The sequence below is a fragment of the Porphyrobacter sp. THAI-01a genome (genome assembly GCF_056868655.1).
Window position 1 is genome coordinate 1,651,361 of record NZ_CP180579.1, and the last position, 20,625, is coordinate 1,671,985.

At 68.1% G+C, this 20,625-nt stretch carries 19 protein-coding genes; 11 read left to right on the forward strand and 8 right to left on the reverse strand.

The features are described from left to right. The first annotated feature begins 9 nt into the window (after positions 1 to 9). From ACMX37_RS08015 to ACMX37_RS08030, 4 genes are all read left to right on the forward strand, one after another. On the forward strand, positions 10 to 348 hold the full coding sequence (locus ACMX37_RS08015) for a PilZ domain-containing protein (RefSeq protein WP_483148319.1): 339 nt from the start codon (positions 10 to 12) through the stop codon (positions 346 to 348). Between the two features lie 69 nt (positions 349 to 417). Beyond that, a complete protein-coding gene (locus ACMX37_RS08020; protein WP_483148320.1) occupies positions 418 to 1,683 on the forward strand; it encodes an MFS transporter in 1,266 nt (421 codons plus the stop codon). After that, positions 1,680 to 2,600 carry a cysteine synthase A gene (cysK, locus tag ACMX37_RS08025; protein ID WP_483148321.1) on the forward strand — a complete coding sequence of 307 codons (921 nt, stop codon included), beginning with the start codon at positions 1,680 to 1,682 and terminating at the stop codon, positions 2,598 to 2,600. Before ACMX37_RS08020 ends, cysK begins: the two co-directional genes overlap by 4 nt. Next, a complete protein-coding gene (locus ACMX37_RS08030) occupies positions 2,597 to 3,298 on the forward strand; it encodes a dienelactone hydrolase family protein (protein WP_483148322.1) in 702 nt (233 codons plus the stop codon). The genes cysK and ACMX37_RS08030 overlap by 4 nt, the downstream gene beginning before the upstream one ends. 7 nt (positions 3,299 to 3,305) lie before the next feature. On the opposite strand, the gene ACMX37_RS08035 is transcribed toward ACMX37_RS08030, so the two are convergent. After that, positions 3,306 to 4,577, reverse strand: a complete 1,272-nt coding sequence (locus ACMX37_RS08035; RefSeq protein ID WP_483148323.1) for a M20/M25/M40 family metallo-hydrolase — start codon at positions 4,575 to 4,577, stop codon at positions 3,306 to 3,308. Between the two features lie 193 nt (positions 4,578 to 4,770). Here ACMX37_RS08035 and ACMX37_RS08040 point away from each other — a divergent pair, with 193 nt between their 5' ends. Both ACMX37_RS08040 and ACMX37_RS08045 read left to right on the forward strand, forming a co-directional pair. After that, positions 4,771 to 5,277 carry a hypothetical protein gene (locus ACMX37_RS08040; protein WP_483148324.1) on the forward strand — a complete coding sequence of 169 codons (507 nt, stop codon included), beginning with the start codon at positions 4,771 to 4,773 and terminating at the stop codon, positions 5,275 to 5,277. Between the two features lie 74 nt (positions 5,278 to 5,351). Then, the gene (locus ACMX37_RS08045; protein WP_483148325.1) at positions 5,352 to 6,857 is read left to right on the forward strand and encodes a M20/M25/M40 family metallo-hydrolase; all 1,506 of its coding nucleotides are present in this window, start codon (positions 5,352 to 5,354) and stop codon (positions 6,855 to 6,857) included. Positions 6,858 to 6,922: 65 nt separating this feature from the next. Here ACMX37_RS08045 and ACMX37_RS08050 read toward each other — a convergent pair whose 3' ends face one another. The 4 genes from ACMX37_RS08050 to ACMX37_RS08065 all read right to left on the reverse strand — a co-directional run bounded on the left by ACMX37_RS08050 (position 6,923) and on the right by ACMX37_RS08065 (position 10,721). Further along, a complete protein-coding gene (locus ACMX37_RS08050; RefSeq protein ID WP_483148326.1) occupies positions 6,923 to 8,728 on the reverse strand; it encodes an acyl-CoA dehydrogenase C-terminal domain-containing protein in 1,806 nt (601 codons plus the stop codon). A gap of 53 nt (positions 8,729 to 8,781) precedes the next feature. Continuing rightward, positions 8,782 to 9,237: a MerR family transcriptional regulator gene (locus ACMX37_RS08055; protein ID WP_483148327.1), complete on the reverse strand. Its 456-nt coding sequence runs from the start codon at positions 9,235 to 9,237 to the stop codon at positions 8,782 to 8,784. Between the two features lie 31 nt (positions 9,238 to 9,268). Continuing rightward, a complete protein-coding gene (hisI, locus tag ACMX37_RS08060) occupies positions 9,269 to 9,664 on the reverse strand; it encodes a phosphoribosyl-AMP cyclohydrolase (protein ID WP_483148328.1) in 396 nt (131 codons plus the stop codon). A 361-nt stretch (positions 9,665 to 10,025) separates the two neighbouring features. Continuing rightward, the gene (locus ACMX37_RS08065; protein WP_483148329.1) at positions 10,026 to 10,721 is read right to left on the reverse strand and encodes a ComF family protein; all 696 of its coding nucleotides are present in this window, start codon (positions 10,719 to 10,721) and stop codon (positions 10,026 to 10,028) included. Between the two features lie 57 nt (positions 10,722 to 10,778). Between ACMX37_RS08065 and ACMX37_RS08070 the strand changes: the two genes are divergently transcribed. Then, complete coding sequence (locus ACMX37_RS08070; RefSeq protein WP_483148330.1) at positions 10,779 to 11,546, forward strand: class I SAM-dependent methyltransferase; 768 nt, start codon at positions 10,779 to 10,781, stop codon at positions 11,544 to 11,546. On the opposite strand, the gene ppdK is transcribed toward ACMX37_RS08070, so the two are convergent. The 3 genes from ppdK to ACMX37_RS08085 all read right to left on the reverse strand — a co-directional run bounded on the left by ppdK (position 11,543) and on the right by ACMX37_RS08085 (position 17,698). Continuing rightward, complete coding sequence (gene ppdK, locus ACMX37_RS08075) at positions 11,543 to 14,215, reverse strand: pyruvate, phosphate dikinase (protein WP_483148331.1); 2,673 nt, start codon at positions 14,213 to 14,215, stop codon at positions 11,543 to 11,545. The genes ACMX37_RS08070 and ppdK overlap by 4 nt on opposite strands. A gap of 116 nt (positions 14,216 to 14,331) precedes the next feature. After that, positions 14,332 to 16,644, reverse strand: a complete 2,313-nt coding sequence (gene glyS, locus ACMX37_RS08080; protein WP_483148332.1) for a glycine--tRNA ligase subunit beta — start codon at positions 16,642 to 16,644, stop codon at positions 14,332 to 14,334. 121 nt (positions 16,645 to 16,765) lie between these two features. Then, positions 16,766 to 17,698, reverse strand: coding sequence for a glycine--tRNA ligase subunit alpha (locus ACMX37_RS08085; protein WP_483148333.1), 933 nt, complete (start codon positions 17,696 to 17,698; stop codon positions 16,766 to 16,768). A gap of 320 nt (positions 17,699 to 18,018) precedes the next feature. Here ACMX37_RS08085 and ACMX37_RS08090 point away from each other — a divergent pair, with 320 nt between their 5' ends. The 4 genes from ACMX37_RS08090 (at position 18,019) to ACMX37_RS08105 (ending at position 20,558) form a co-directional block, all read left to right on the forward strand. Then, on the forward strand, positions 18,019 to 18,219 hold the full coding sequence (locus ACMX37_RS08090) for a helix-turn-helix transcriptional regulator (protein WP_066532743.1): 201 nt from the start codon (positions 18,019 to 18,021) through the stop codon (positions 18,217 to 18,219). After that, a complete protein-coding gene (locus ACMX37_RS08095; protein WP_483148334.1) occupies positions 18,216 to 18,668 on the forward strand; it encodes a hypothetical protein in 453 nt (150 codons plus the stop codon). Before ACMX37_RS08090 ends, ACMX37_RS08095 begins: the two co-directional genes overlap by 4 nt. A gap of 76 nt (positions 18,669 to 18,744) precedes the next feature. After that, positions 18,745 to 19,653, forward strand: coding sequence for a TraB/GumN family protein (locus ACMX37_RS08100; RefSeq protein WP_483148335.1), 909 nt, complete (start codon positions 18,745 to 18,747; stop codon positions 19,651 to 19,653). After that, positions 19,653 to 20,558 carry a TraB/GumN family protein gene (locus ACMX37_RS08105; protein ID WP_483148336.1) on the forward strand — a complete coding sequence of 302 codons (906 nt, stop codon included), beginning with the start codon at positions 19,653 to 19,655 and terminating at the stop codon, positions 20,556 to 20,558. Before ACMX37_RS08100 ends, ACMX37_RS08105 begins: the two co-directional genes overlap by 1 nt. Positions 20,559 to 20,625: the final 67 nt, after the last annotated feature.

Below are 20,625 nucleotides of genomic sequence, written 5' to 3' on the forward strand. Positions count from 1 at the left end.
TCGCAGCGCGTGGCGGGTGGAGCTAACCTGAGTGTGACCGATCTGCGGCGCGCGGCGCGGCACCCGGTCGATTTTCCCGCGATCGTCGAGCACTTCGTGCACGGCGACTTGCATCTGCACATCTGCAACCTGTCCGCGCACGGCTTCATGGTCGACGATGCGCGCCAGCTCCAGCGCGGCGACCGCATCATCATCCGCCTTCCCGTCGTCGGCCGGATCGAGGCCTATGTCATCTGGACTCGCGACACCCGTGCGGGCTTCCAGTTCGAGCGGATCATCCGGCTCGACGATTTCCTCGCGATCATCGACCAGCTCCAGCCCAACCCGCGCCTGCGCCGGCCGCGATAGGCCAGCCTTACCGCGCGCAAGTTTCACCTGCTTGGCAGGGACCTCGCCGCCTGCCATGGCGCGCTGACGATGGAACCTGCCTCCCCGCTCCAGATCGGTGATTACCGGCGCTACTGGCTCGCCCGCTTCATGGGCGTGTTCGCCACCATGTCGATGGTGGTGCTGCTCGGCTACCAGCTCTACGCCGTTGCGCGCGACGATTACGGGATGAGTGTGGCCGAGGCCTCGTTCCAGCTCGGCCTGCTGGGGCTGGCGCAGTTCGTCCCCCTGTTCCTGCTGACGCCCCTTGCGGGCCTGGCGGCCGACCGGTTCGACCGCCGCCATGTCGCGGCCTTCGCCAACGGGATCGACGGCTGCGTGGCGGCGGTGCTGGCGCTGATGACATGGGCCGACGCGCTCAATCTCCCGATCCTGTTCGCGCTCGCCGCCGCGCATGGCGCCGCGCGCATCTTCCTCGGCCCCTCGATGAGCGCCATCGCGCCTAACATCGTACCTCCCGCCCTGCTGCCGCGCGCCATCGCCCTGTCCTCGATCGCGTGGCAGAGCGCGAGTGTCGCCGGCCCTGCGGTTGGCGGCCTCATCTTCGCCAGCGCCGCCTGGCTCCCCCATGCGCTTTCGGCGGGACTGCTGGGCTGCTCGATGCTGCTGATCCTGACCGTGCGCCCGGTGCGGGCCACCCACGAGGGCCCGCCGCTCAAGCCGCTGCGCCAGATCATCGACGGGCTGGTCTATGTCTGGCGCGAGCGGTTCCTGCTCGGCTGCATCACGCTCGATCTTTTCGCGGTGCTGCTCGCGGGTGCCACAGCGCTGCTGCCGGTCTTCGCGCGCGACATCCTGTTCGTCGGGCCCGAGGGCCTCGGCCTGATGCGCGCCGCCCCCGCGCTCGGCGCGGCGAGCGTGGCGCTGTGGCTGTCCTTCCGCCCGCTCCAGCGCGAGGTGGGCGTGAAGATGCTCTGGGCAGTGGCGGCTTTCGGGGCGCTGACGATCGTCTTTGCGTTTTCGCGCCACTTCGTCCTGTCGCTGGCGATCCTGGCGATGATGGGCGCGGTCGACATGGTCTCGGTGTTCATCCGCTCGTCGCTCGTGCAGCTGTTCACGCCCGATGACCGGCGCGGGCGGGTCTCTGCGATCTCTGGCCTCGCCATCTCGGCCTCGAACGAACTCGGCGAGATGCAGTCGGGCCTTGCCGCCGCGCTGCTCGGCGCGGTCGGTGCGGTTGTATTCGGCGGGGCCGGTGCGATATTCGTGACACTGGTGTGGGCGTGGTACTTCCCGGAACTGCGCCGCGCCCGCAGCTTCGAGCCGCAGGAGCTCAAGAGAGAGGTATCGACATGAAGGCTGACAACATCCTCGCCACCATCGGCGGCACTCCGCATATCCGCCTTTCGCGGCTGTTCCCCGACCACGAGGTGTGGGTGAAGTCCGAGCGTGCCAACCCGGGCGGGTCGATCAAGGACCGCATCGCGCTGGCGATGGTCGAGGATGCCGAGGCGCGCGGCGCGCTGAAGCAGGGCGGCACGATCGTCGAGCCGACCTCGGGCAACACCGGCATCGGCCTTGCGATGGTGGCAGCGGTGAAGGGCTACAAGCTGGTGCTGGTCATGCCCGAATCGATGTCGATCGAGCGCCGCCGCCTGATGCTGGCCTATGGTGCCAGCTTCGATCTTACCCCGCGCGAAAAGGGAATGAAGGGCGCGATCGAGCGCGCGCAGCAGCTGGTCGACGAGACGCCGGGCGCATGGATGCCGAGCCAGTTCGACAACGGCGCCAATCCCGCCGTCCACGCCCGCACCACCGCGCAGGAGATTCTCGCCGATTTCGCCGACACGCCGGTCGACGTGATGATCACCGGGGTCGGCACCGGCGGGCACCTGACGGGCTGCGCCGAGGAGCTCAAGAAGCACTGGCCGGCGATGAAGGCCTATGGCGTCGAACCCGCGCTCTCGCCGGTCATCAACGGCGGCCAGCCCGGGCCGCACCCGATCCAGGGCATCGGCGCCGGCTTCATCCCGGGCAATCTCCACACCAACGCCATCGACGGGGCGATCACCGTTGATGCCGAAGAGGCCAAGGACATGGCCCGCCGCGCCGCACGCGAGGAAGGGATGCTGGTTGGCATCTCCTCGGGCGCAACGCTGGCCGCGATTGCGAGCAAGCTGCCATCGCTGCCCACCGGTTCGCGGGTGCTCGGCTTCAACTACGACACCGGCGAGCGGTACCTCTCGGTCCCCGACTTCCTGCCGGTCGAATGAGCGCGCTCGAACGTCTCGCCTATGCCGACGGGCCGACGCCGCTGACGGGGTGGCTGGCCCGTCCGGCCGGTCCGGCACGGGTGGCGGTCGCGGTGTTTCCGACCTTCATCAACACCTCGCCGGGCGTCGAGGCCAAGGCACTGGCGCTCGCCGAAGCGGGGTGCCTTGCCCTCATCGGCGACTTCTACGGTCCCGATGCCCCGCATGATGCACAAAGCGCCTTTGCCGCGATGGAGCGGCTGCGGGCCGACCCGCTCGCGATGCGCCGAAGGCTCCGGGCAACGCTGGCTGCACTGGGCGAGACCGCACCCGGCCTCCCGCAGATCGCGATCGGCTTCTGCCTCGGCGGAATGGCGGTGCTCGAACTCGCGCGCGACGGGGCGGACATCGTGCTGGGTGCCAGTTTCCACGGTCTGCTCGCCACCCCCCTGCCCGCCAATGCGCCGATCGTGCCGCGCCTGCTGGTCTGTCACGGAGACGCCGATTCGCTCGTTCCGCGCGCCGACGTGGTCGCCTTCTGGGAGGAGATGGACCGCGTCGGTGCCGACTGGCACTTCCTGTCCTTCGCGGGCGTCGAGCACGGCTTCACCAACCCGCTCACCCCGGCCCGCACGCCGAACCCGGCCTATCACCCGCTCGCGGACGCCCAGTCATGGCGCGCGCTGATGGGACTGATCGACGAGGTCGCGCGGCGCTGATCGGCCCTCAGCGCGCCTCGGCGCCTGTCTGGGCGAGGATGATCGCCAGCCCCACCGACACCCCCGCGACGAAGCGCTGACGCTCCGTCTCGAGATATTCCTCGACGCTGTGGGTGCGCCCGCCCCCGGCGCCGGTTCCGATCGTGAGCGCCGGGATGCCGAGGCTCATCGGGATGTTGGCGTCGGTCGAGGATTCGTCGAGCCTCGCCGCGAAGCCCGCCGCTTTCGAGGCCGCGAGCGCATCGCGCACCAGCGGATGATCGGGCGGGGTCGTGCCGGCCGGGCGATCGCCGATCAGCTGCGGCTCGACAGTGATCGCGCCGCTCCGCACCGAGCGGGCGGCGTTCTCCGCCGCGACTCCGGCCTCGACCGCGGCCATCAGGTCAGCCTCGAGCTGGCGCAGCGCCGCCGGATCGGGTGACCGCATGTCGACCTCGAGCGTGACGAGATCGGGGATCGCATTGACCGACGTGCCGCCGCTGACGACGCTGGCGGCATAGGTGGTCTTCGGTTCGGCGGGGACCTTGATCGCGTAGATCCCGCGCACCGCCTCGGCCATCGCGGCCATCGGGTTGACGATCCCGAAAGCGCCGTAGCTGTGCCCGCCCGGCCCCTTGAAGCCGAGCCGGTAGCGGCGCGAGCCGACAGCGGCGTGGACCACCCGCCCCGCATCGGCGTTGTCGACCGAGAGGAACGCCCCGATGCGGTCCTTCCAGGCGCCCTTGGTGAAGAGGTGGCGGACCCCGCGCAGGTCGCCCGCCCCTTCCTCGCCCACCGTGCCGACGAACAGGACGGGCTGGCGCGTGACGATGCGGTTGGCCTCCAGCACGCGCACCCAGGCGAGGATCGAGGCGAGGCCGAGACTGTCGTCGCCGATCCCGGGCGCAAGCAGGCGATCGCCTTCGCGCGTCACCTTGATCGGAGTGCCCTCGGGAAAGACCGTATCGAGATGGGCCGAGACGACCAGCACCGGGGCATCGGTCCGGCCCGGGCGCAGCGCGAGGACATTGCCTTCCTCGTCGATGGTCACGTCGGTCAGTCCGGCATCACGCAGCATCTGGGCGAAAAGTGCGGCGCGCTTCTCTTCCTTGAACGGGGGCGCGGGGGTTTCGGTGATGCGGATCAGATCGGCGATGATCCGGTCATATTGCGCATCGAGCTGGGTCTGGAGCGACTCCGGAAGCTGGCCCGCCTCCACCGGCGCGGCGGCGAGCGGCGCGGGAGGTGCGAGCGTCGCTGCCGCCAGCGCTGCCGCGAGGGCGATCCATGTCCGTGCCATTGCTCCGTCTCCCTTTGTCTCCGAACGCGGCTCTGGCTTATCGCGCCCGTGCTGGCCAGCCCCTTTCGGCACGCGCCCGTTGGGCCCTCCGGCGGAAAAGCGCGTCCGGGTAAACCCTTTGCTAAACCGCTTGGGCCTATGTCTGCGGATCAATCGGCGGCCATTCGCCGCCAGAGGCCGGAAACGCACAGGCATGAAGTTCATCAAGCTCGAATCGCGTGGCGGCAACTATCTCGTCGTGGCCTCGAACGTGGCATGGCTGCGCACGGCCGAGAACGGGCAGACCAATGTCGGGATCGTCGGCGGTCAGCCGCTGCTGGTGGTCGGTTCGATCGAGGAAGTGGCCGAGAAGATCCTCGCCGGGCTTGCCGGAGGGGACGAAAGCGCCGCACCCGCACCCGCACCCGCGCCCGCTGCCCCTCCCTTGGCCGTCGCACAGGCGCCCGCGCCTGCGCCTGCCGCTGCCCCTGCCCAACCCGCCCCCGAACAGCAGCCCGCGCCCTTCGCGGCCGCTCCCGAGCCGGAGCCAGAGTCGCAGGGCGAGGCGGAGCCCGAACCTGCCGCCCCTCGCCCTACCCCGCCTGCCCGGCCGCGCGTCGCCTCGGCCCGATCGGCGAGCATGTGGGAACGTCCCGCCGCCGCCGCCCAGAACCTCAAGATCAAGGCCGGCTCGCAGCGCATGATGGGGCGGCTCGACTAGGCCTGTCACAAAGGCCGTTGCGAAACACCCGTCGCCTGATACCTCTCGCGCTGTCACGGACAGGGAGAGAGGGCATGACAAGACGATTGGCAGCATCGGGCATGGCGGCGGTGATCGCCCTGATGGCGGCCCCGCTCGCGGCGGAGACGCCCGAGCGCGCGAAAATCGAGGCTGTCGTCGCCGCGCAGCATGACGCCAGTGTCCAGGCGCTGAAGGACTGGATCGCCCTCCCCACCATCGCCGCCGAGAAGCGCGGCACGCCCGAGGGCGCGGAGTACATGCGCAAGCTGGCGCTCGACGCCGGGTTCCAGCAGGCGAAGATCATTCCCACCGACGGGGTGCCGGCGGTCTTCGCGACGCTCGATGCCGGGGCGAAGACCACGGTCGGCGTCTACTTCATGTATGACGTGAAACAGTACGATCCCGCAGAATGGGACACGCCCCCGCTCGAGGGAACGCTCAAGCAGCGCGAGGGCGAGGGGCTCGTCCTCTACGGGCGCGGGGCGGTCAACCAGAAGGGGCCGGAAATGGCCTTCCTCGCCGCGATCAAGGCAATCCAGGCCAGCGGGCGCAAGCTGCCGGTGAACCTCGTGCTCGTCGCCGAGGGCGAGGAGGAAGTGGCCTCGACCCATTTCGATCAGGTCGTGGCCGTGCCCAAGGTGCAGGCGGCACTGTCAAAGGCGGTCGGCGTGTTCATCCCCGCCGCCAACCAGTCCAAGGATGGCAGCGCGGGTATCACGCTCGGGGCCAAGGGCGCGGTCGAGTTCCAGCTGGTGGTCGGCGGCGAGACCTCCGACCGCTATCCGAAGACCGATGTCCATTCCTCCAACCATGCGCGGATCGAGAACCCGGCCTGGCGGCTCGTCAAGGCGCTCGACACGCTCGTCGCGGACGATGGCCACACCCCGGCGATCGACGGGTGGTTCGAGAACGTGCAGCCGCTCACCGCGCGCCAGAAGGAGCTGATCGCCGAGAGCGCGAAGCCCGGGCTCGAGGCGCAGGAGAAGACCTCGCTCGGCGTCGGGCGCTGGATCGGGGACGAGGATTACGTCACCAGCCTCGAGCGGTTCTATTCGCAGCCGACCGTCAACATCCAGGGCCTTGTCGCGGGCTATACCGGCGAGGGCGGCAAGACCGTCCTGCCGGGCCGTGCCGAGGCGAAGCTGGAATTCAGGCTCGTTCCCAAGATGACCAAGGCCGAGGCCGTTTCCAAGCTGCGTGCGCACCTCGCCAAGCGCGGCTTCGACGATGTGCAGGTGACGGTCTCGGGCGGCTACGGCCCCAACGAGACCGACGAGGATTCGGCCCTGATCCGCGCGCAGAAGCGGCTGTTCGACGAGCAGGGCGTTCCCTACACCATCCGTCCGCGCAATGCGGGGAGCTGGCCGGGCGTGATCTTCAACGGCCCGCCGCTCAATCTGCCTGCCTCGCAATTCGGCCTGGGGCGCGGCGCCGGGGCCCATGCGCCCAACGAATGGTTCCTGATCGAGAGCAGCGATCCCAAGGTCTACGGGCTCGATCAGGCGACGATGGCCTACGTCGATTACCTCTACGTGCTGGCCGAGGAGGCCGCGAAGTAGGCGCACAGGAAAAGGGCCGCCCCGCGACATGCAGGGCGGCCCGTCTTGGATGATGCGAGCGAGGCTTACGCGGCGGTCGCGAAGGCCTCGGCCGGAAGCTTCATCATGTATTCGCTGCCCGCTTCGAGCTTGCGGCGCAGGCTGCCCGCATCGGGCAGGAAGCGTTCGGCGTAGTAGTTGGCCGAGACCAGCTTGGCCTCGTAGAAGGCCTTGTCGTCCGAACCTTCGGCGAGCTTCGCCAGCGCGACCTTGGCCATCTTCAGCCAGAAGAAGCCCAGCGTCACGATCCCCATGATGTGCATGTAGTGATGCGCGCCCGCGCCGAGGTGGTTCGGGTTCGCCATCGCGTTCTGCATGAACCACATGGTGGCGGCCTTCTGCTCGCCCAGTGCCTTCTCGAGGCGCTCGGCGACCGACTTCAGTTCGTCGACCTGCTTGGCGGCGGCGATTTCCTCGTCGATCATCGCGAAGAAAGCCTGGATTGCCTTGCCGCCCCCGGCAGCCAGCTTGCGGCCGCACAGGTCCATCGCCTGCACGCCGTTCGCGCCTTCGTAGATCATCGCGATGCGGCTATCGCGCACGAACTGCTCCATCCCCCATTCGCGCACATAGCCGTGGCCGCCGAACACCTGCTGCATGTTGTTGGCGATGTCGTAGCCCTTGTCGGTGCCATAGCCCTTGATGACAGGGGTCATCAGGCCGATCAGCAGATCGGCCGTCTCGCGCTCCTCGGGGGTCTGCGCCTTGTGGGTGAGATCGACCTGCAGCGCGCCCCACAGGCACAGCGCCCGCATGGCTTCGGTGAAGACCTTGGCGTCCATCAGCATGCGCCGCACGTCGGGGTGGACGAAGATCGGATCGGCCTTGGCCTCCGGATCGGCGGGACCGGTGAGCGCGCGGCCCTGACGCCGGTCGAGCGCGTAATTCACCGCGTTCTGGTAGGCGACTTCGGCCTGGGCATAGCCCTGGATGCCGACGCCGAGACGCGCGGCGTTCATCATGATGAACATCGCCGCAAGGCCCTTGTTCTCCTCGCCCACGAGATAGCCGGTCGCCCCGTCGTAGTTGAGGAGGCAGGTGGCGTTGCCGTGGATGCCCATCTTCTTCTCGATCGACCCGCAGGTGACGCCGTTGCGCACGCCGGGCTCACCGTTCTCGTCGAGCAGGAACTTGGGCACGATAAAGAGCGAGATGCCCTTGGTCGAATCCGGCGCGCCCGGGGTCTTGGCCAGCACCAAGTGGATGATGTTGCTGGTGAGGTCATGCTCGCCGGCCGAGATGAAGATCTTGGTGCCGGTGATCGCATAGGTGCCGTCGCCGTTCGGCACGGCCTTGGTGCGGATCATGCCGAGATCGGTGCCGCAGTGCGGTTCGGTGAGGTTCATCGTGCCCGACCACTCGCCCGAGATCATCTTGGGAACGAAGGTCTCCTTCTGCTCCTGCGAACCCTTGGCGATGATCGCCGCGATCGCGCCGTTGGTGAGGCCGGGATACATGGCGAAGGCCTGGTTGGCCGTGCCGGTATATTCCTCGAGCACGAAGCCGAGCACATGCGGCATCCCCTGCCCGCCGAATTCCTCGGGCTGGGCGAGCGTGCCCCAACCGCTTTCGACATAGGCCTGATAGGCCTCCTTGAATCCCGGAGGCGTGGTGACGCTGCCGTCCTCGTGGCGGGTGCAGCCATGCTCGTCGCCCGCCTGGTTGATCGGGGCGAGCACCTCGGCGCAGAACTTGCCGGCCTCGTTGATGACCGTGTCGATCATGTCGGGGGTGGCGTTCTCGAAGCCCGGCAGGTTGCCGTAGCTGGCGAGGTCGAGCACCTCGTTGACGATGAAACGCGTGTCGCGGGTGGGCGCGGTGTAGGTCGGCATCACTTGTTCCCTTGGGTGAGCGGCGTGGTTGAAGCGGTGTTGGCTCTAGCGCATCAGCGCAGGTCGAGCTTTTCGATTTCGGCCACGAAATCGGTGAGTTCGTTGATCGACGAATCGATGTCGTCGCGCTGCGCCTTGAGCTTGGCGATATGGGCGCGGCATTTCTCGATCGTGACGCGGCGCTGTTCGACGCGGCCGTCGTCGAGATCGTAGAGGTCGATCATCTCGCGGATCTCCGTCAGCGAGAAGCCGACGTTCTTGGCGCGCATGATCCAGGCCAGGCGGGCGCGGTCGCGCTTGGAATAGACGCGGGTGAGCCCGACTCGCGCCGGACTGATCAGCCCCTCGTCCTCGTAGAAGCGCAGCGCACGCGCGGTGCAGCCGAATTCCGAGGTGAGGTCGGAAATGGTGAATTGTTCGCGCGCGTGGACATCGGGCCGGTCGAGATGAGCGCCGTTGCGGCGCGTTTCGGTGGCGGATTCGGTGGGATGAGCGGGAGCGGTAGCCATGCCCGCCCACTACCTTACGTTTACGTGAGCGTCAAGTGTCGATCCGTGCCAGCACCGGCCCGCCGCTCCCGACCACCAGCTCGCGGTAGAAGCAGGCGCGCGCGCCGGTGTGGCAGGTGGGGCCGGCGGGGGTGGCGCGGATCAGCAGGGCGTCCTGATCGCAATCGACCAGCACCTGCTCCACCTGAAGCACATGGCCCGAGGTCTCGCCCTTCATCCACAGCGTCCCGCGCGACCGCGACCAGAAGTGCACCTTGCCGGTCGCGAGCGTCGCTTTCAGTGCCTCAGCGTTCATGTGCGCCACGACCAGCACCGCGCTGTCGGCATGATCAACCACCACTGCGGTAAGCAGCCCGGCCGAATCGAATTTCGGCGCGAATACAGTGCCGTTCTCGCGCTGGTCGGTGGTGAGGGGAATGTCGGTCACACGCGCAACTCCAAGAATGCCGGGACGGCGCCCATGCGCTGATTGTTGCAGCCACACAACAGCGGACGACAAAAAAGCGCAACGCCCAAGGATTCGTCTTCCGCCTTATGCAACTCGGTGGAAGAAAGCCTCCGGAGCCTTCGCAAGGGGTTCTCCACCGAACAATGGCACCGCCCGGTGTCAGGTTCAGGGGGTGACCGGACCGCAGATCTGGCAGCGGGGTGCCAGCGCGACCGGTTGAACGATAGGGACTGGATCCCGGCAGCGAAGTTAGGGGGTCGCTGCCTCGGCCCGCAAGGGTGGATCCGCACCGTTTCGTCACGTGGCGCCCGGGGTCGAAAGGCCTCGGGCGTTATGTGTTTCAGGGCATGGTGCCATTGTGCCCCTCCTCCACGCGCGCAAAGCAGGCGACGGTGATCGAGGCCGGTCCTGCCGCGGCGATCGCGGCGATGCAGGCCCGGCTGGTCGCGCCGCTGGTCAGCACATCGTCTATCAGCACCACGTCGCGCCCGGCGAGCCGGAGCGCCTGACGCGGATCGAGCCGGATCGCCCCGCTCAGCATCCGCTCCCTCGCCTCGCGCCCGAGGCCGCCGAGATTGGGTGTGCGCCGATGCCGGACCAGCGCCGTCACCGCCGCCTCGCCCCTGCCCATCCGCGCCAGTTCGCGCGCGAGCAGCGCCGCCTGGTTGAAGCCGCGGCTCCACAACCGCCAGCGATGGAGCGGGACCGGCACCAGCAGGGGCGGCGCGCGGCCCTCCCCCGGCTCCGGCAGCCGCGCCGCGATCAGCCGGGCCAGCAGCCGGGAGAGCGCGATCCTCCCGCCGTGCTTGTAGGCCAGCACCAGCCTGCGCGAGGTGTCGTTGTAGATGGTGGCCGCGTAGACCGGCACGCCATCGCCCGCGGCATCGCCATTTTCGGGCACCTCGAGCGTGCTCCAGCATTCGCTGCACAGACCGGCCTGGCTGGCGATCGCCACGCCGCAGGACGGGCAGCGCGGCGGATAGACCAGATCCACAACGGGCGCGAGATGCCGGGCAAGTTGAGCGACCACTGCCATCGCCTCGCGGTGTCGCACGGCTTGCGCTCCCGAGGCAAGCGCGGCAGGGCGCGTCACATGAACACTGCCGCCGTCCCCACGATCTTCGCCGAGAGCCGCCGTGTGGCCCGCGCGCTGCGCTCGGCGCAGCGGCTCCGCAGCGCGGCGGACCCAGCTACCTTCCTCCTCGACGACATGGCAGAGGACATGATCGAGAGGCTGACCTTCGTGCGCCACACCCCGGCGCGCGCGCTGCTCGTCGGCGGCTGTACAGCCCAGTTGGAGGCGCACCTCAAGCAAGGCAGCAGCGAAGTGGTGGTCGATGTGGCAGCCAACCCTGCGGAGCCGATTGCGGGCGGCCCCTACGACTTCATCGGGGTGATCGGCCAGCTCGATGCCGTCAACGACCTGCCCGGCTCACTGATCCACCTGCGCGGCGCACTCACTCCGGGCGGGCTGGTAATCGCGAGCTTCATCGGCGGACAGAGCCTCCCTGCCCTGCGCGCCGCGATGCTTGCCGCCGAGCCGGACCGACCGGCGGCGCGGCTGCATCCGCTGGTCGACGCCCGCGCCGCCCCGGCCCTGCTCCAACGCGCCGGGTGGAAGGACCCGGTGGTCGATACCCACACGCTGGCGGTGCGCTATTCCTCGCTGGGCCGCCTCGTGGCCGACCTGCGCGACCAAGGGCTCGGGAATGCGCTCGCCAGGCCCGCCGCGCCGCTCGGCAAGGCTGCCCTCGCCCGCGCCCGCGCCGCCTTCGCCGCGCGGGCCGATGCCGACGGCAAGACAACCGAGAGCTTCGAGATCATCACCCTGACCGGGCGGCGATCCCTCGCGGGAACCTAGCCCTTCTTCAGCGCCGCCTGCGCTGCGGCGAGCCGCGCGATCGGAACGCGATAGGGCGAGGCGCTGACGTAATCGAGGCCGACGCTCTCGCAGAAGGCGATGCTCGCCGGATCGCCGCCGTGCTCGCCGCAGATGCCGAGCTTGATATCGGGACGAGTCGCCCTGCCCCGTTCCGCCGCGAGTTCGACGAGCTGGCCGACGCCCTCGATATCAAGGCTGACGAAGGGGTCGCGCGGGAAGATGCCCTTGTCGACATAGACCGAGAGGAACCGCGCCGCATCGTCGCGGCTGACGCCCAGCGTCGTCTGGGTCAGGTCGTTGGTACCGAAGGAGAAGAACGCGCCCTCCTCGGCAATCTCGCCCGCCATCAGCGCCGCGCGCGGGAGTTCGATCATCGTGCCGACGAGGTAATCGACCCGCGTGCCGATCTCGGTGAAGACCGCCTCGGCTTCCTTGTCGACCAAGGCCTTGAGGATCGCGAGTTCGCGCTTCGTCGCCACCAGCGGAATCATGATTTCCGGCAGGGGCGCCTCCCCCGACGCCTGCTTCACCGCGCAGGCCGCCTCGAAGATCGCCCGCGCCTGCATGGCGTAGATCTCGGGGAAGGTGATCCCCAGACGGCAGCCGCGGTGGCCGAGCATCGGGTTGAATTCGTGCAATTCACCCGCACGCCGCTTGAGGTGATCGACCCCGAGGCCGGTCGCATCGGCCAGCTCGGCGAATTCCTCGTCGCCGTGGGGCAGGAATTCGTGCAGCGGCGGATCGAGCAGGCGGATCGTGCAGGGCAGGCCCGCCATCACCTCGAAGATCGACTGGAAGTCGGCGCGCTGCTCGGGGAGCAGCTTGTCGAGCGCGCGGCGGCGGCCCGCTTCGTCGTCGGCAAGGATCATCTGGCGCACCGCGCTGATGCGGCTTGCCTCGAAGAACATGTGCTCGGTGCGGCACAGGCCGATGCCCTCCGCCCCGAACTGGCGTGCCATGCGGCAATCGTCGGGCGTTTCGGCATTGGTGCGCACGTTCATGCGGCGCAGCTTGTCGGCCCAGACCATCAGCGTCCCGAAGTCGCCCGCCAGTTCCGGCTCGACCGTCGGCACGATGCCGAGCATCACCTGCCCGGTCGCCCCGTCCAGGGTGATCGCATCGCCCTCCATGAGCTCCGTGGTGCCGATCCGCAGCGAGCGCGAGGCGCGGTCGATCGAGACGGCGCCCGCGCCCGAGACGCAGGGACGGCCCATTCCGCGCGCCACCACCGCGGCATGGCTGGTCATCCCGCCGCGCGCGGTGAGAATGCCCTGCGCGGCGTGCATGCCGTGAATGTCCTCCGGGCTGGTCTCGACCCGCACCAGGATCACCTTCTCGCCCCGCCCGGCCCATTGCTCGGCGGTGTCGGCATCGAGCACGATCCGGCCCGCCGCCGCGCCCGGCGAGGCCGGGAGGCCGGTGGTCAGCACATGCCGCTCGGCGTCGGGATCGAGCGTCGGGTGGAGCAGCTGGTCGAGCGCCATCGGGTCGACCCGCCGCACCGCCTCGCGCTCGTCGATCAGGCCCTCGGCCACCATGTCGACCGCCATCTTGAGCGCCGCCTTGGCGGTGCGCTTGCCCGAGCGGGTCTGGAGCATCCACAGCTTGCCGCGCTCGACGGTGAACTCGATGTCCTGCATGTCGCGGTAGTGCCGCTCCAGCAGGTCGAACACGCGGGCGAGTTCGGCATAGGCCTCCGGCAGCGCCTCCTCCATCGAGAGCGGCTTGGCCCCCGCCGCCTCGCGCGCCGCGCGGGTCAGGTATTGCGGCGTGCGGATGCCCGCGACCACGTCCTCGCCCTGCGCGTTGATCAGGTATTCGCCGTAATAGGCCCGCTCGCCGGTCGCGGGATCGCGGGTGAAGGCGACGCCGGTGGCGCTCGTCTCGCCCATGTTGCCGAACACCATCGCCTGCACGTTGACCGCGGTGCCCCAGTCGCCCGGAATGTCGTTGAGGCGGCGGTAGACCTTGGCGCGGTCGGAGTCCCAGCTGTCGAACACGGCACGGATCGCGCCCCAGAGCTGCTCGTTCACGTCCTGGGGGAAAGGCCGGCCGAGTTCCTCTGCGACGATGCCCTTGTATTCGCCGACCAGCGCCTGCCAGTCTTCAGCCGCCATCTCGGTGTCGTTGTAGAAGCCCTTGTCTTCCTTGGCGATCTCGAGCGCCTCCTCGAACAGTCCGTGATCGATCCCGAGCACCACGTCGGAATACATCTGGATGAAGCGGCGGTAGGAGTCCCAGGCGAAACGCGCATCCCCGCTGGACGCCGCCAGCCCATCCACCGTGCTGTCGTTCAGACCCAGGTTGAGCACCGTGTCCATCATGCCCGGCATCGAAACCCGCGCGCCCGAGCGGACCGAGACAAGCAGCGGATCGGCGGCGTCGCCGAATTTCTTGCCTGCCGTCGCTTCGACATGCGCGAGCGCGTCGGAAACTGCGACCTTCAGCCCCTCGGAGAAGTCCGCACCATCCCTCAGATAGGCAACGCATTCCTCGGTCGTGATCGTGAAGCCCGGGGGAACCGGCAGGCCGATCGACGCCATCTCGGCGAGGTTCGCGCCCTTGCCTCCGGTGACGGTCTTGTCCTTCTGGCGCGGATCGGAGTGGTCGGCATTGCCTCCGAAAACATAGACCGTCTGGATCGTCATGCCGGTTCCTCGTTAGTTGGCTTAGTTCATGCGGTGCGGAGGCTGGGGAGGAGTTAAAACATTGAAATTAAACAGATAGAAAGTTCGCTGTTGGATGACGTATGCAACGTCCTGCATCACCCCTCGATCCGGCTGAAATCGGCGACGCGGTGGACCGCATCGCGGAACCGCGCGAGCAGCGCAAGCCGTGCGGCACGCTTGTTCGCCTCCTCGGCGTTGACGGTCACCTCTTCAAAGAACCGGTCGATGGGGGCGCGCAAGGTGGCGAGCGCCGCCATCGCATCGGCGAACTTCTCGGCCTCCACCGCGGCGGCAGCCCGCGGTGCAGCAGCGTCGAGCGCGTCGATCAGCGCCTTTTCCGCCGGTTCGGGCGTGTAGGAAAGCGCCGCATTGTCCCGCGCCTCGGCAGCGAGGATGTCACCCACGTCGGGATCGTCGATGAGCGCCAGCGGGTCTTCTTCCCCGGTGTCGGGGATGCCCTCGTTGCCTTCCTTGAGGCTGGCGAGCACCTGCGGATCGGGCGTGCCCGTCGGGCCTTCGTAGCCCTCCTTCTTGAGGATGTTCGCCGCGCGCTTGTAGCCCGCGAGGAGGTTGGTGCCGTCCTCGGTGGTGACGAAGGCCTGGAGCGCATGGACGCGCGCGAGCAGGCGGACGAGATCGTCCTCCCCGCCGAGCGCGAAGACCGCGTCGATCAGGTCGTGCCGGACGCCGGCCTCGCGCTGCTGGACCTTGAGGCGGTCGGCGAAGAAGTCGAGGAGGTCATTTCCCAACTCCGTTCGTGCTGAGCCTGTCGAAGCACTGCCTTTCTTCTCCGAAGTCGAGGACGGCCCTTCGACAAGCTCAGGGCGAACGGAGGAGAGGTTCAGGCGCAGTGCGTTGCGCTGGATGAGCCGGATGACGCCGAGCGCCGCGCGGCGCAGTGCAAAGGGATCCTTGGAGCCGGTCGGCTTCTCGTCGATCGCGAAAAAGCTGCGCAGCGTATCCAGCTTGTCCGCCAGAGACACCGCCACCGTCACCGGCGCGGTCGGCACATCATCGCCCTGCCCGACCGGCTTGTAGTGATCGCGGATCGCCTCGGCGACCTCCTGCGGCAGGCCTTCCTTGGCGGCGTAGTAGCCGCCCATCAGGCCCTGCAATTCGGGGAATTCGCCGACCATCTCGGTGACGAGATCGGCCTTGCAGAGCCGCGCGGCCTGTTCGGCGAGGTCGGCCAATTCCTCAACCGTTCGGGCTGAGCTTGTCGAAGCCCCGTTCTTTCCTTCTGAAGTCAGGGACGGCCCTTCGACAGGCTCAGGGCGAACGGAGGTGGGTTTCACAATCCCCTCCTCCACCAACCACCGCGCCAGCTTCGCCACGCGCTCGACCTTGTCGGCGACCGTCCCGAGCTTCTCGTGGAAGGTGATGCGCGCAAGCTTTTCGGCATGGACCGCAAGCCGCGTCTTCTGGTCCTGCTCCCAGAAGAAGCGCGCGTCGGAGAGCCGCGCGGCGAGGACCTTGCGGTTGCCGTCGACCACCACCGCCGGATCGCGCGGCTCGATATTGGCGGTGCAGACGAAGGCATTGGCGAGCTTGCCGTCCGCGCCCTCGCATACGAAATATTTCTGGTTCACGCGCGCGGTGAGCTGGATCACCTCGGGCGGCACGTCGAGAAACGCCTCGTCGAAGCGCCCCAGCAGCGGAACGGGCCATTCGGTGAGGCCGGCGTTCTCGATCACCAGCCCCTCGTCCTCGACCAGCGTCAGGCCCGCCTCGGCGGCGACGCGGGCGGCGCCTTCGCGGATCATCCGGCAGCGTTCGGAGAAATGGACGATCACATGGGCCGCGCGCAGCGTCTCGATGTAGGACCCGGCGTCGGCGATCTCGACCGGGCCCGAATGGTGGAAGCGGTGCCCCATCGTGGTGCGTCCGCTCGCAATCCCGTCAACCTCGAAAGGCACGACGGCGCCATCAAGCAGCGCGACAATGCCGGAGAGCGGACGGACCCAGCGCAGGCTTTCTGTCGAGAGTGACCCGGCGCCCCAGCGCATCGACTTGGGCCAGGGGAAGGCACGGATGATCGCCGGGACGGCCTCGGCAAGCACCTCGGCGGTGTCACGCCCCGGCTTTTCGATGACGGCGAAATAGACGCCGTCGCGCACGACCAGCTGCTCCTCGGCCAGGCCGACCTTGCGCAGGAATCCCTCGAGTGCCTGAGGCGGCGCGCCGACCTTCGGGCCCTTGGTTTCCTCGCTCACGGCAGACGTCGCGAGCGGCAGGCCCGTGGCGATCAGGGACAGGCGGCGCGGGGTAGCGAATGTTTCGACCTGCCCCGCCGTCAACCCGGCCTTGGCCAGCGCGTCGGCAAAGAGGCGCGCCAGGTCCTCCTTGGCCTTGGGCTGCATCCGTGCGGGGATTTCCTCGCAGCGCAGTTCGAGCAGGAAGTCGGCCATTACGCCCACCCTCCGTTCGCCTCGAGCGGTTGCGAAGCACTGCCGAAGGCAGAACGCGAGAGCCTGGTGAAGGACGGTGTCTCGACTACGCTCGACACGAACGGGTTGGAGATATGGTCCATCAGACGAGGCTCCACCCGGGATACTTGGCCTGCCATTCGGGCGTCATCTTCTCCGCATAGGCCTCGCAGGACGAGCGCGCGAGGTCGCGCACGCGGCCCATGTAGCTGGCGCGTTCCTGCACAGAGATCACGCCGCGCGCCTGGAGGAGGTTGAAGACATGGCTCGCCTCGACCGCCTGTTCGTAGGCCGCGATGGGGACGCCGGCCGACAGGGCGTTGCGGCACTCGGCCTCGGCCTTGGCGAAGAGGTCGAACAGCGCGTCGGTATCGGCGACCTCGAAGTTCCACTTCGACATCTGGCGCTCGTTCTCGAGGAACACCTCGCCATAGGTCACGCCGGCGGCGTTGAACGCGAGGTCATAGACGTTGTCGACGCCCTGGATGTACATCGCTAGGCGTTCCAGCCCGTAGGTCAGTTCGCCCGCCACGGGCTTGCAGTCGAAGCCGCCCATCTGCTGGAAATAGGTGAACTGGGTGACCTCCATCCCGTCGCACCACACTTCCCAACCGAGGCCCCAGGCGCCGAGGGTAGGCGATTCCCAGTCGTCCTCGACGAAGCGGATGTCGTGCGCCAGCGGATCGATGCCGATCGCGGCGAGGCTCTTGAGGTAGAGCTCCTGGATGTTCGGCGGCGAGGGCTTCAGGATCACCTGGTACTGGTAGTAGTGCTGGAGCCGGTTCGGGTTCTCGCCATAGCGCCCGTCGGTCGGACGGCGGCAGGGCTGGACGAAAGCCGCGTTCCACGGCTCGGGCCCGAGCGCGCGCAGGGTGGTCGCGGTGTGGAAGGTGCCCGCCCCCATGCGCATGTCGTAGGGCTGGAGGATCACGCAGGAGCCTTCCGCGCTCCAGAAGTCATGAAGCGTCAGGATCATGTCCTGGAACGAGCGCGCGGGATCGCGGGCTGCGGGGGTGAAGGCAGGGACGGCGCTCATGGCGGCTCGCCATGGCGGAAGGCCCTGCAAGCGTCAATGCCGCAGCGCAGCAATCGGGGGAGGCGCGTTACTGAGGTCAGGCTTGCGCGACACAAAGTCAGGTTGTCTTGACATAGTCAGCGAATCGCGACATATAGTCAGGGAAACCTGACAAAAGGTCGTTCCGATCAGAAGCGCACAAGGAGGTGCCAGTATGTACAAGCTCAATCAGGCGGTCTGCGTGAAGCAGTGGCAGGTGTTCCTGATGCTCGGCCTGAGCGGCTTCGCGATCGGCAACGTGCTCGCCAAGATCACCACGGCACTCGGGTTCTGAGGTCTCCGTGAAGAACCGCCTCAAGGTGCTGCGCGCCGAACGCGACTGGAGCCAGGCCGAGCTTGCCGGGCGGCTCGATGTCTCGCGCCAGGCGGTCAACGCGATCGAGACCGGCAAGCACGATCCTTCTCTCCCCCTCGCCTTCCGCATCGCGCGTCTGTTCGACATGCGGATCGAGGACATCTTCGACGATGGAGACCTTGCATGATCTGGAAGCCCAAGACCAGCCTCGGTCCCGGCGAGGCGCGAACCCGCGAGCGCAACATCCGCCAATGGCTCTATATCGGCTTTGCCGCCGTGATCGGCGGGCTGATCGGATTGGCGACCGGCTTCTTCGACCAGGGCGATGGCAACCTTTTCACCGGCAACTGGGAGAGCCTCAGACTGCCACCCGCCCTTGCCATTGGGATCGCCGTTCTGCTGCTCGCCGGCTTCGTGGTGCTGCCCCTCTCGGGGTTCCGGATGATCGACGATTACAAGCGCGAGCAGAACTACGTCGCCTTCACCGGCGGCTGCGTCGCGGTGCTGGCAGGCTATCCCGTCTGGGCCGTGCTCCATGCGGGCGGTTGGACGCCGCCGCCTCACGCCTTCGGGATCTTCGCCCTCGCCTATGCCGCGATGCTCCTGTCCTTTCTCTACGCCCGCTGGCGGCTATGATCCGCGGATCGTTTCGCCGGCCCCGACCGTTCCACCCCCAACCCCTGTCGAACACCACCCCCGAAAGGAAATGCCCATGAAGCTTGCCACCCTGTTCAGCCTCGCGGTCGCTCCCCTTGCGCTACTAGCCTCCAACCCGGCGCTCGCGCAGGACCAGGCCGGCCACACCGCCGCGGCCCCTGCCGGCAAGGGCCCCGCCCTGTGGAAGGTCGCCGACGAGGACACCACCATCTACCTGTTCGGCACGGTTCACGTGCTGCCCAAGGATCTCGAATGGTACGACGCGACGATCGCCGAGGCCTTCGACAGCTCCGGCACCATCGTGACCGAAATCCCGATGGATGCCGCGAGCGAGGCGCAGATGGCCCAGCTCACCCAGGCCAAGGGCATGCTGCCCCCCGGCACCACCCTGCGTTCGCTGCTCAATGCCGAACAGACCGCCGCCTATACCGCGGCGATGGGCAAGATCGGCATTCCGGTCGAGGCCTTCGATCCGGTCAAGCCGTGGCTCGCGGGCCTCACGCTCTCGATCCTGCCGCTGATGCAGCAGGGCTATGACCCGAACAGCGGCGTCGAGAAGGTCCTGCTCGCCAAGGCCGAGGGCAAGGAAAAGGGCGCGCTCGAGACCGCCGAGTTCCAGCTCGGCATCTTCGACGGCATGACCCAGCAGGCGCAGGTCGCCTTCATGATGGAGGCCGCCACCGGCATCGACGAGGTCAAGCCGACACTCGACCGCATGGTCGCCGAATGGGCCGAGGGCGATGCCGACCAGCTGGCCGAGGTGATGAACGAGGGCATGAGCGATCCTGCCGTCGCCGAGGCGCTACTCTACAATCGCAACGCCAACTGGGCCGAGTGGATCGACGCCCGCCTCGATACGCCGGGCACGGTGTTCATCGCGGTCGGCGCGGGCCACCTTGCCGGTGCCAGGAGCGTGCAGGATTACCTCGCGCAGAAGGGCATCGCGGTGACGCGGGTCAAGTGATGCGCGCAGCTTTCGGGGCGATGGCACGGCGGCTTGCCGCGGGCGTCATCGCCTCCCTCCTCCTTCTCGGCCTTGCCGCCTGCGGCAATCGCCCCGCGGACGGCCCTCCGCCCAACCCGCTGCTCTACGAGATCGCCTCGGCCGATGGCGCGGTGGAGGGATGGATGATCGGCACCATACACGCCCTGCCCGACGGCACCGACTGGCGCACTCCTGCAATCGGCCGTGTCATCGACACGGCCGATTTGCTCGTGGTGGAGGTCGGAGAAACGAAGGGGCGTGACGAGGGGCCCTCGATCTACAGAAGCCTCGCGCAGAGCCCCGGCCTGCCCCCGCTTGCCGAGCGCCTGCCCGCGGACCTGCGCCCGCAGCTGACCGCCCTGCTCGACCGCGGCGAGCTGGCCGAGAGCGCCTTCGCCACCGAGGAAAGCTGGGCGGCAGCCATCGGTCTTGCGCGGATCGAAGCCGCCGGCGATCCCGCCAACGGGGTCGACCGCGCGCTGATCGCCGAGTTTTCCGGCCGCCCGGTGCGCCAACTCGAAGGGCTGCGCGGCCAGCTTTCGATCTTCGACCGTCTCCCCGAAACCGCACAGCGCGAGATGCTCGCAGCCGTGGTGCGCGAGAGCACAAGCGCCGGAAGGGATCCCGAACGCCTGGTGCGCGCCTGGTTGGCGGGCGATGCGGCAACCATCGAACAATCGACCCGCGAGGGCTTTCTTGCCGATCCGACCGTGCGCGAGGCGCTGCTCACGGGCCGTAACCGGCGCTGGACGGCGGCGCTCGTGCCGCTGCTTGCCGAGGCTCCGCGCCCGCTGATCGCGGTCGGCGCGGCTCATCTGGTGGGACCCGAAGGGCTGGCCGCCCTGCTGGAGGCGCAAGGCTACCGCATCCGCCGCATCCCCTAGACGGGTTGCCAAACCGGCCCCGTCTCTCTATGGGCCCGCGCTTCGATGCTTCCGGTCATCCCTGGAG

What these genes read in the sequence shown, in the direction of transcription:
- ACMX37_RS08020 (WP_483148320.1), top strand. Translation starts at nt 418, where the DNA reads ATGGAACCTGCCTCCCCGCTCCAGATCGGTGATTACCGGCGCTACTGG.
- cysK (WP_483148321.1), top strand. Translation starts at nt 1,680, where the DNA reads ATGAAGGCTGACAACATCCTCGCCACCATCGGCGGCACTCCGCATATC.
- ACMX37_RS08030 (WP_483148322.1), top strand. Translation starts at nt 2,597, where the DNA reads ATGAGCGCGCTCGAACGTCTCGCCTATGCCGACGGGCCGACGCCGCTG.
- ACMX37_RS08035 (WP_483148323.1), bottom strand. Translation starts at nt 4,577, where the DNA reads ATGGCACGGACATGGATCGCCCTCGCGGCAGCGCTGGCGGCAGCGACG.
- ACMX37_RS08040 (WP_483148324.1), top strand. Translation starts at nt 4,771, where the DNA reads ATGAAGTTCATCAAGCTCGAATCGCGTGGCGGCAACTATCTCGTCGTG.
- ACMX37_RS08045 (WP_483148325.1), top strand. Translation starts at nt 5,352, where the DNA reads ATGACAAGACGATTGGCAGCATCGGGCATGGCGGCGGTGATCGCCCTG.
- ACMX37_RS08050 (WP_483148326.1), bottom strand. Translation starts at nt 8,728, where the DNA reads ATGCCGACCTACACCGCGCCCACCCGCGACACGCGTTTCATCGTCAAC.
- ACMX37_RS08055 (WP_483148327.1), bottom strand. Translation starts at nt 9,237, where the DNA reads ATGGCTACCGCTCCCGCTCATCCCACCGAATCCGCCACCGAAACGCGC.
- ACMX37_RS08065 (WP_483148329.1), bottom strand. Translation starts at nt 10,721, where the DNA reads ATGGCAGTGGTCGCTCAACTTGCCCGGCATCTCGCGCCCGTTGTGGAT.
- ACMX37_RS08070 (WP_483148330.1), top strand. Translation starts at nt 10,779, where the DNA reads ATGAACACTGCCGCCGTCCCCACGATCTTCGCCGAGAGCCGCCGTGTG.
- ppdK (WP_483148331.1), bottom strand. Translation starts at nt 14,215, where the DNA reads ATGACGATCCAGACGGTCTATGTTTTCGGAGGCAATGCCGACCACTCC.
- glyS (WP_483148332.1), bottom strand. Translation starts at nt 16,644, where the DNA reads ATGGCCGACTTCCTGCTCGAACTGCGCTGCGAGGAAATCCCCGCACGG.
- ACMX37_RS08085 (WP_483148333.1), bottom strand. Translation starts at nt 17,698, where the DNA reads ATGAGCGCCGTCCCTGCCTTCACCCCCGCAGCCCGCGATCCCGCGCGC.
- ACMX37_RS08095 (WP_483148334.1), top strand. Translation starts at nt 18,216, where the DNA reads ATGATCTGGAAGCCCAAGACCAGCCTCGGTCCCGGCGAGGCGCGAACC.
- ACMX37_RS08100 (WP_483148335.1), top strand. Translation starts at nt 18,745, where the DNA reads ATGAAGCTTGCCACCCTGTTCAGCCTCGCGGTCGCTCCCCTTGCGCTA.
- ACMX37_RS08105 (WP_483148336.1), top strand. Translation starts at nt 19,653, where the DNA reads ATGCGCGCAGCTTTCGGGGCGATGGCACGGCGGCTTGCCGCGGGCGTC.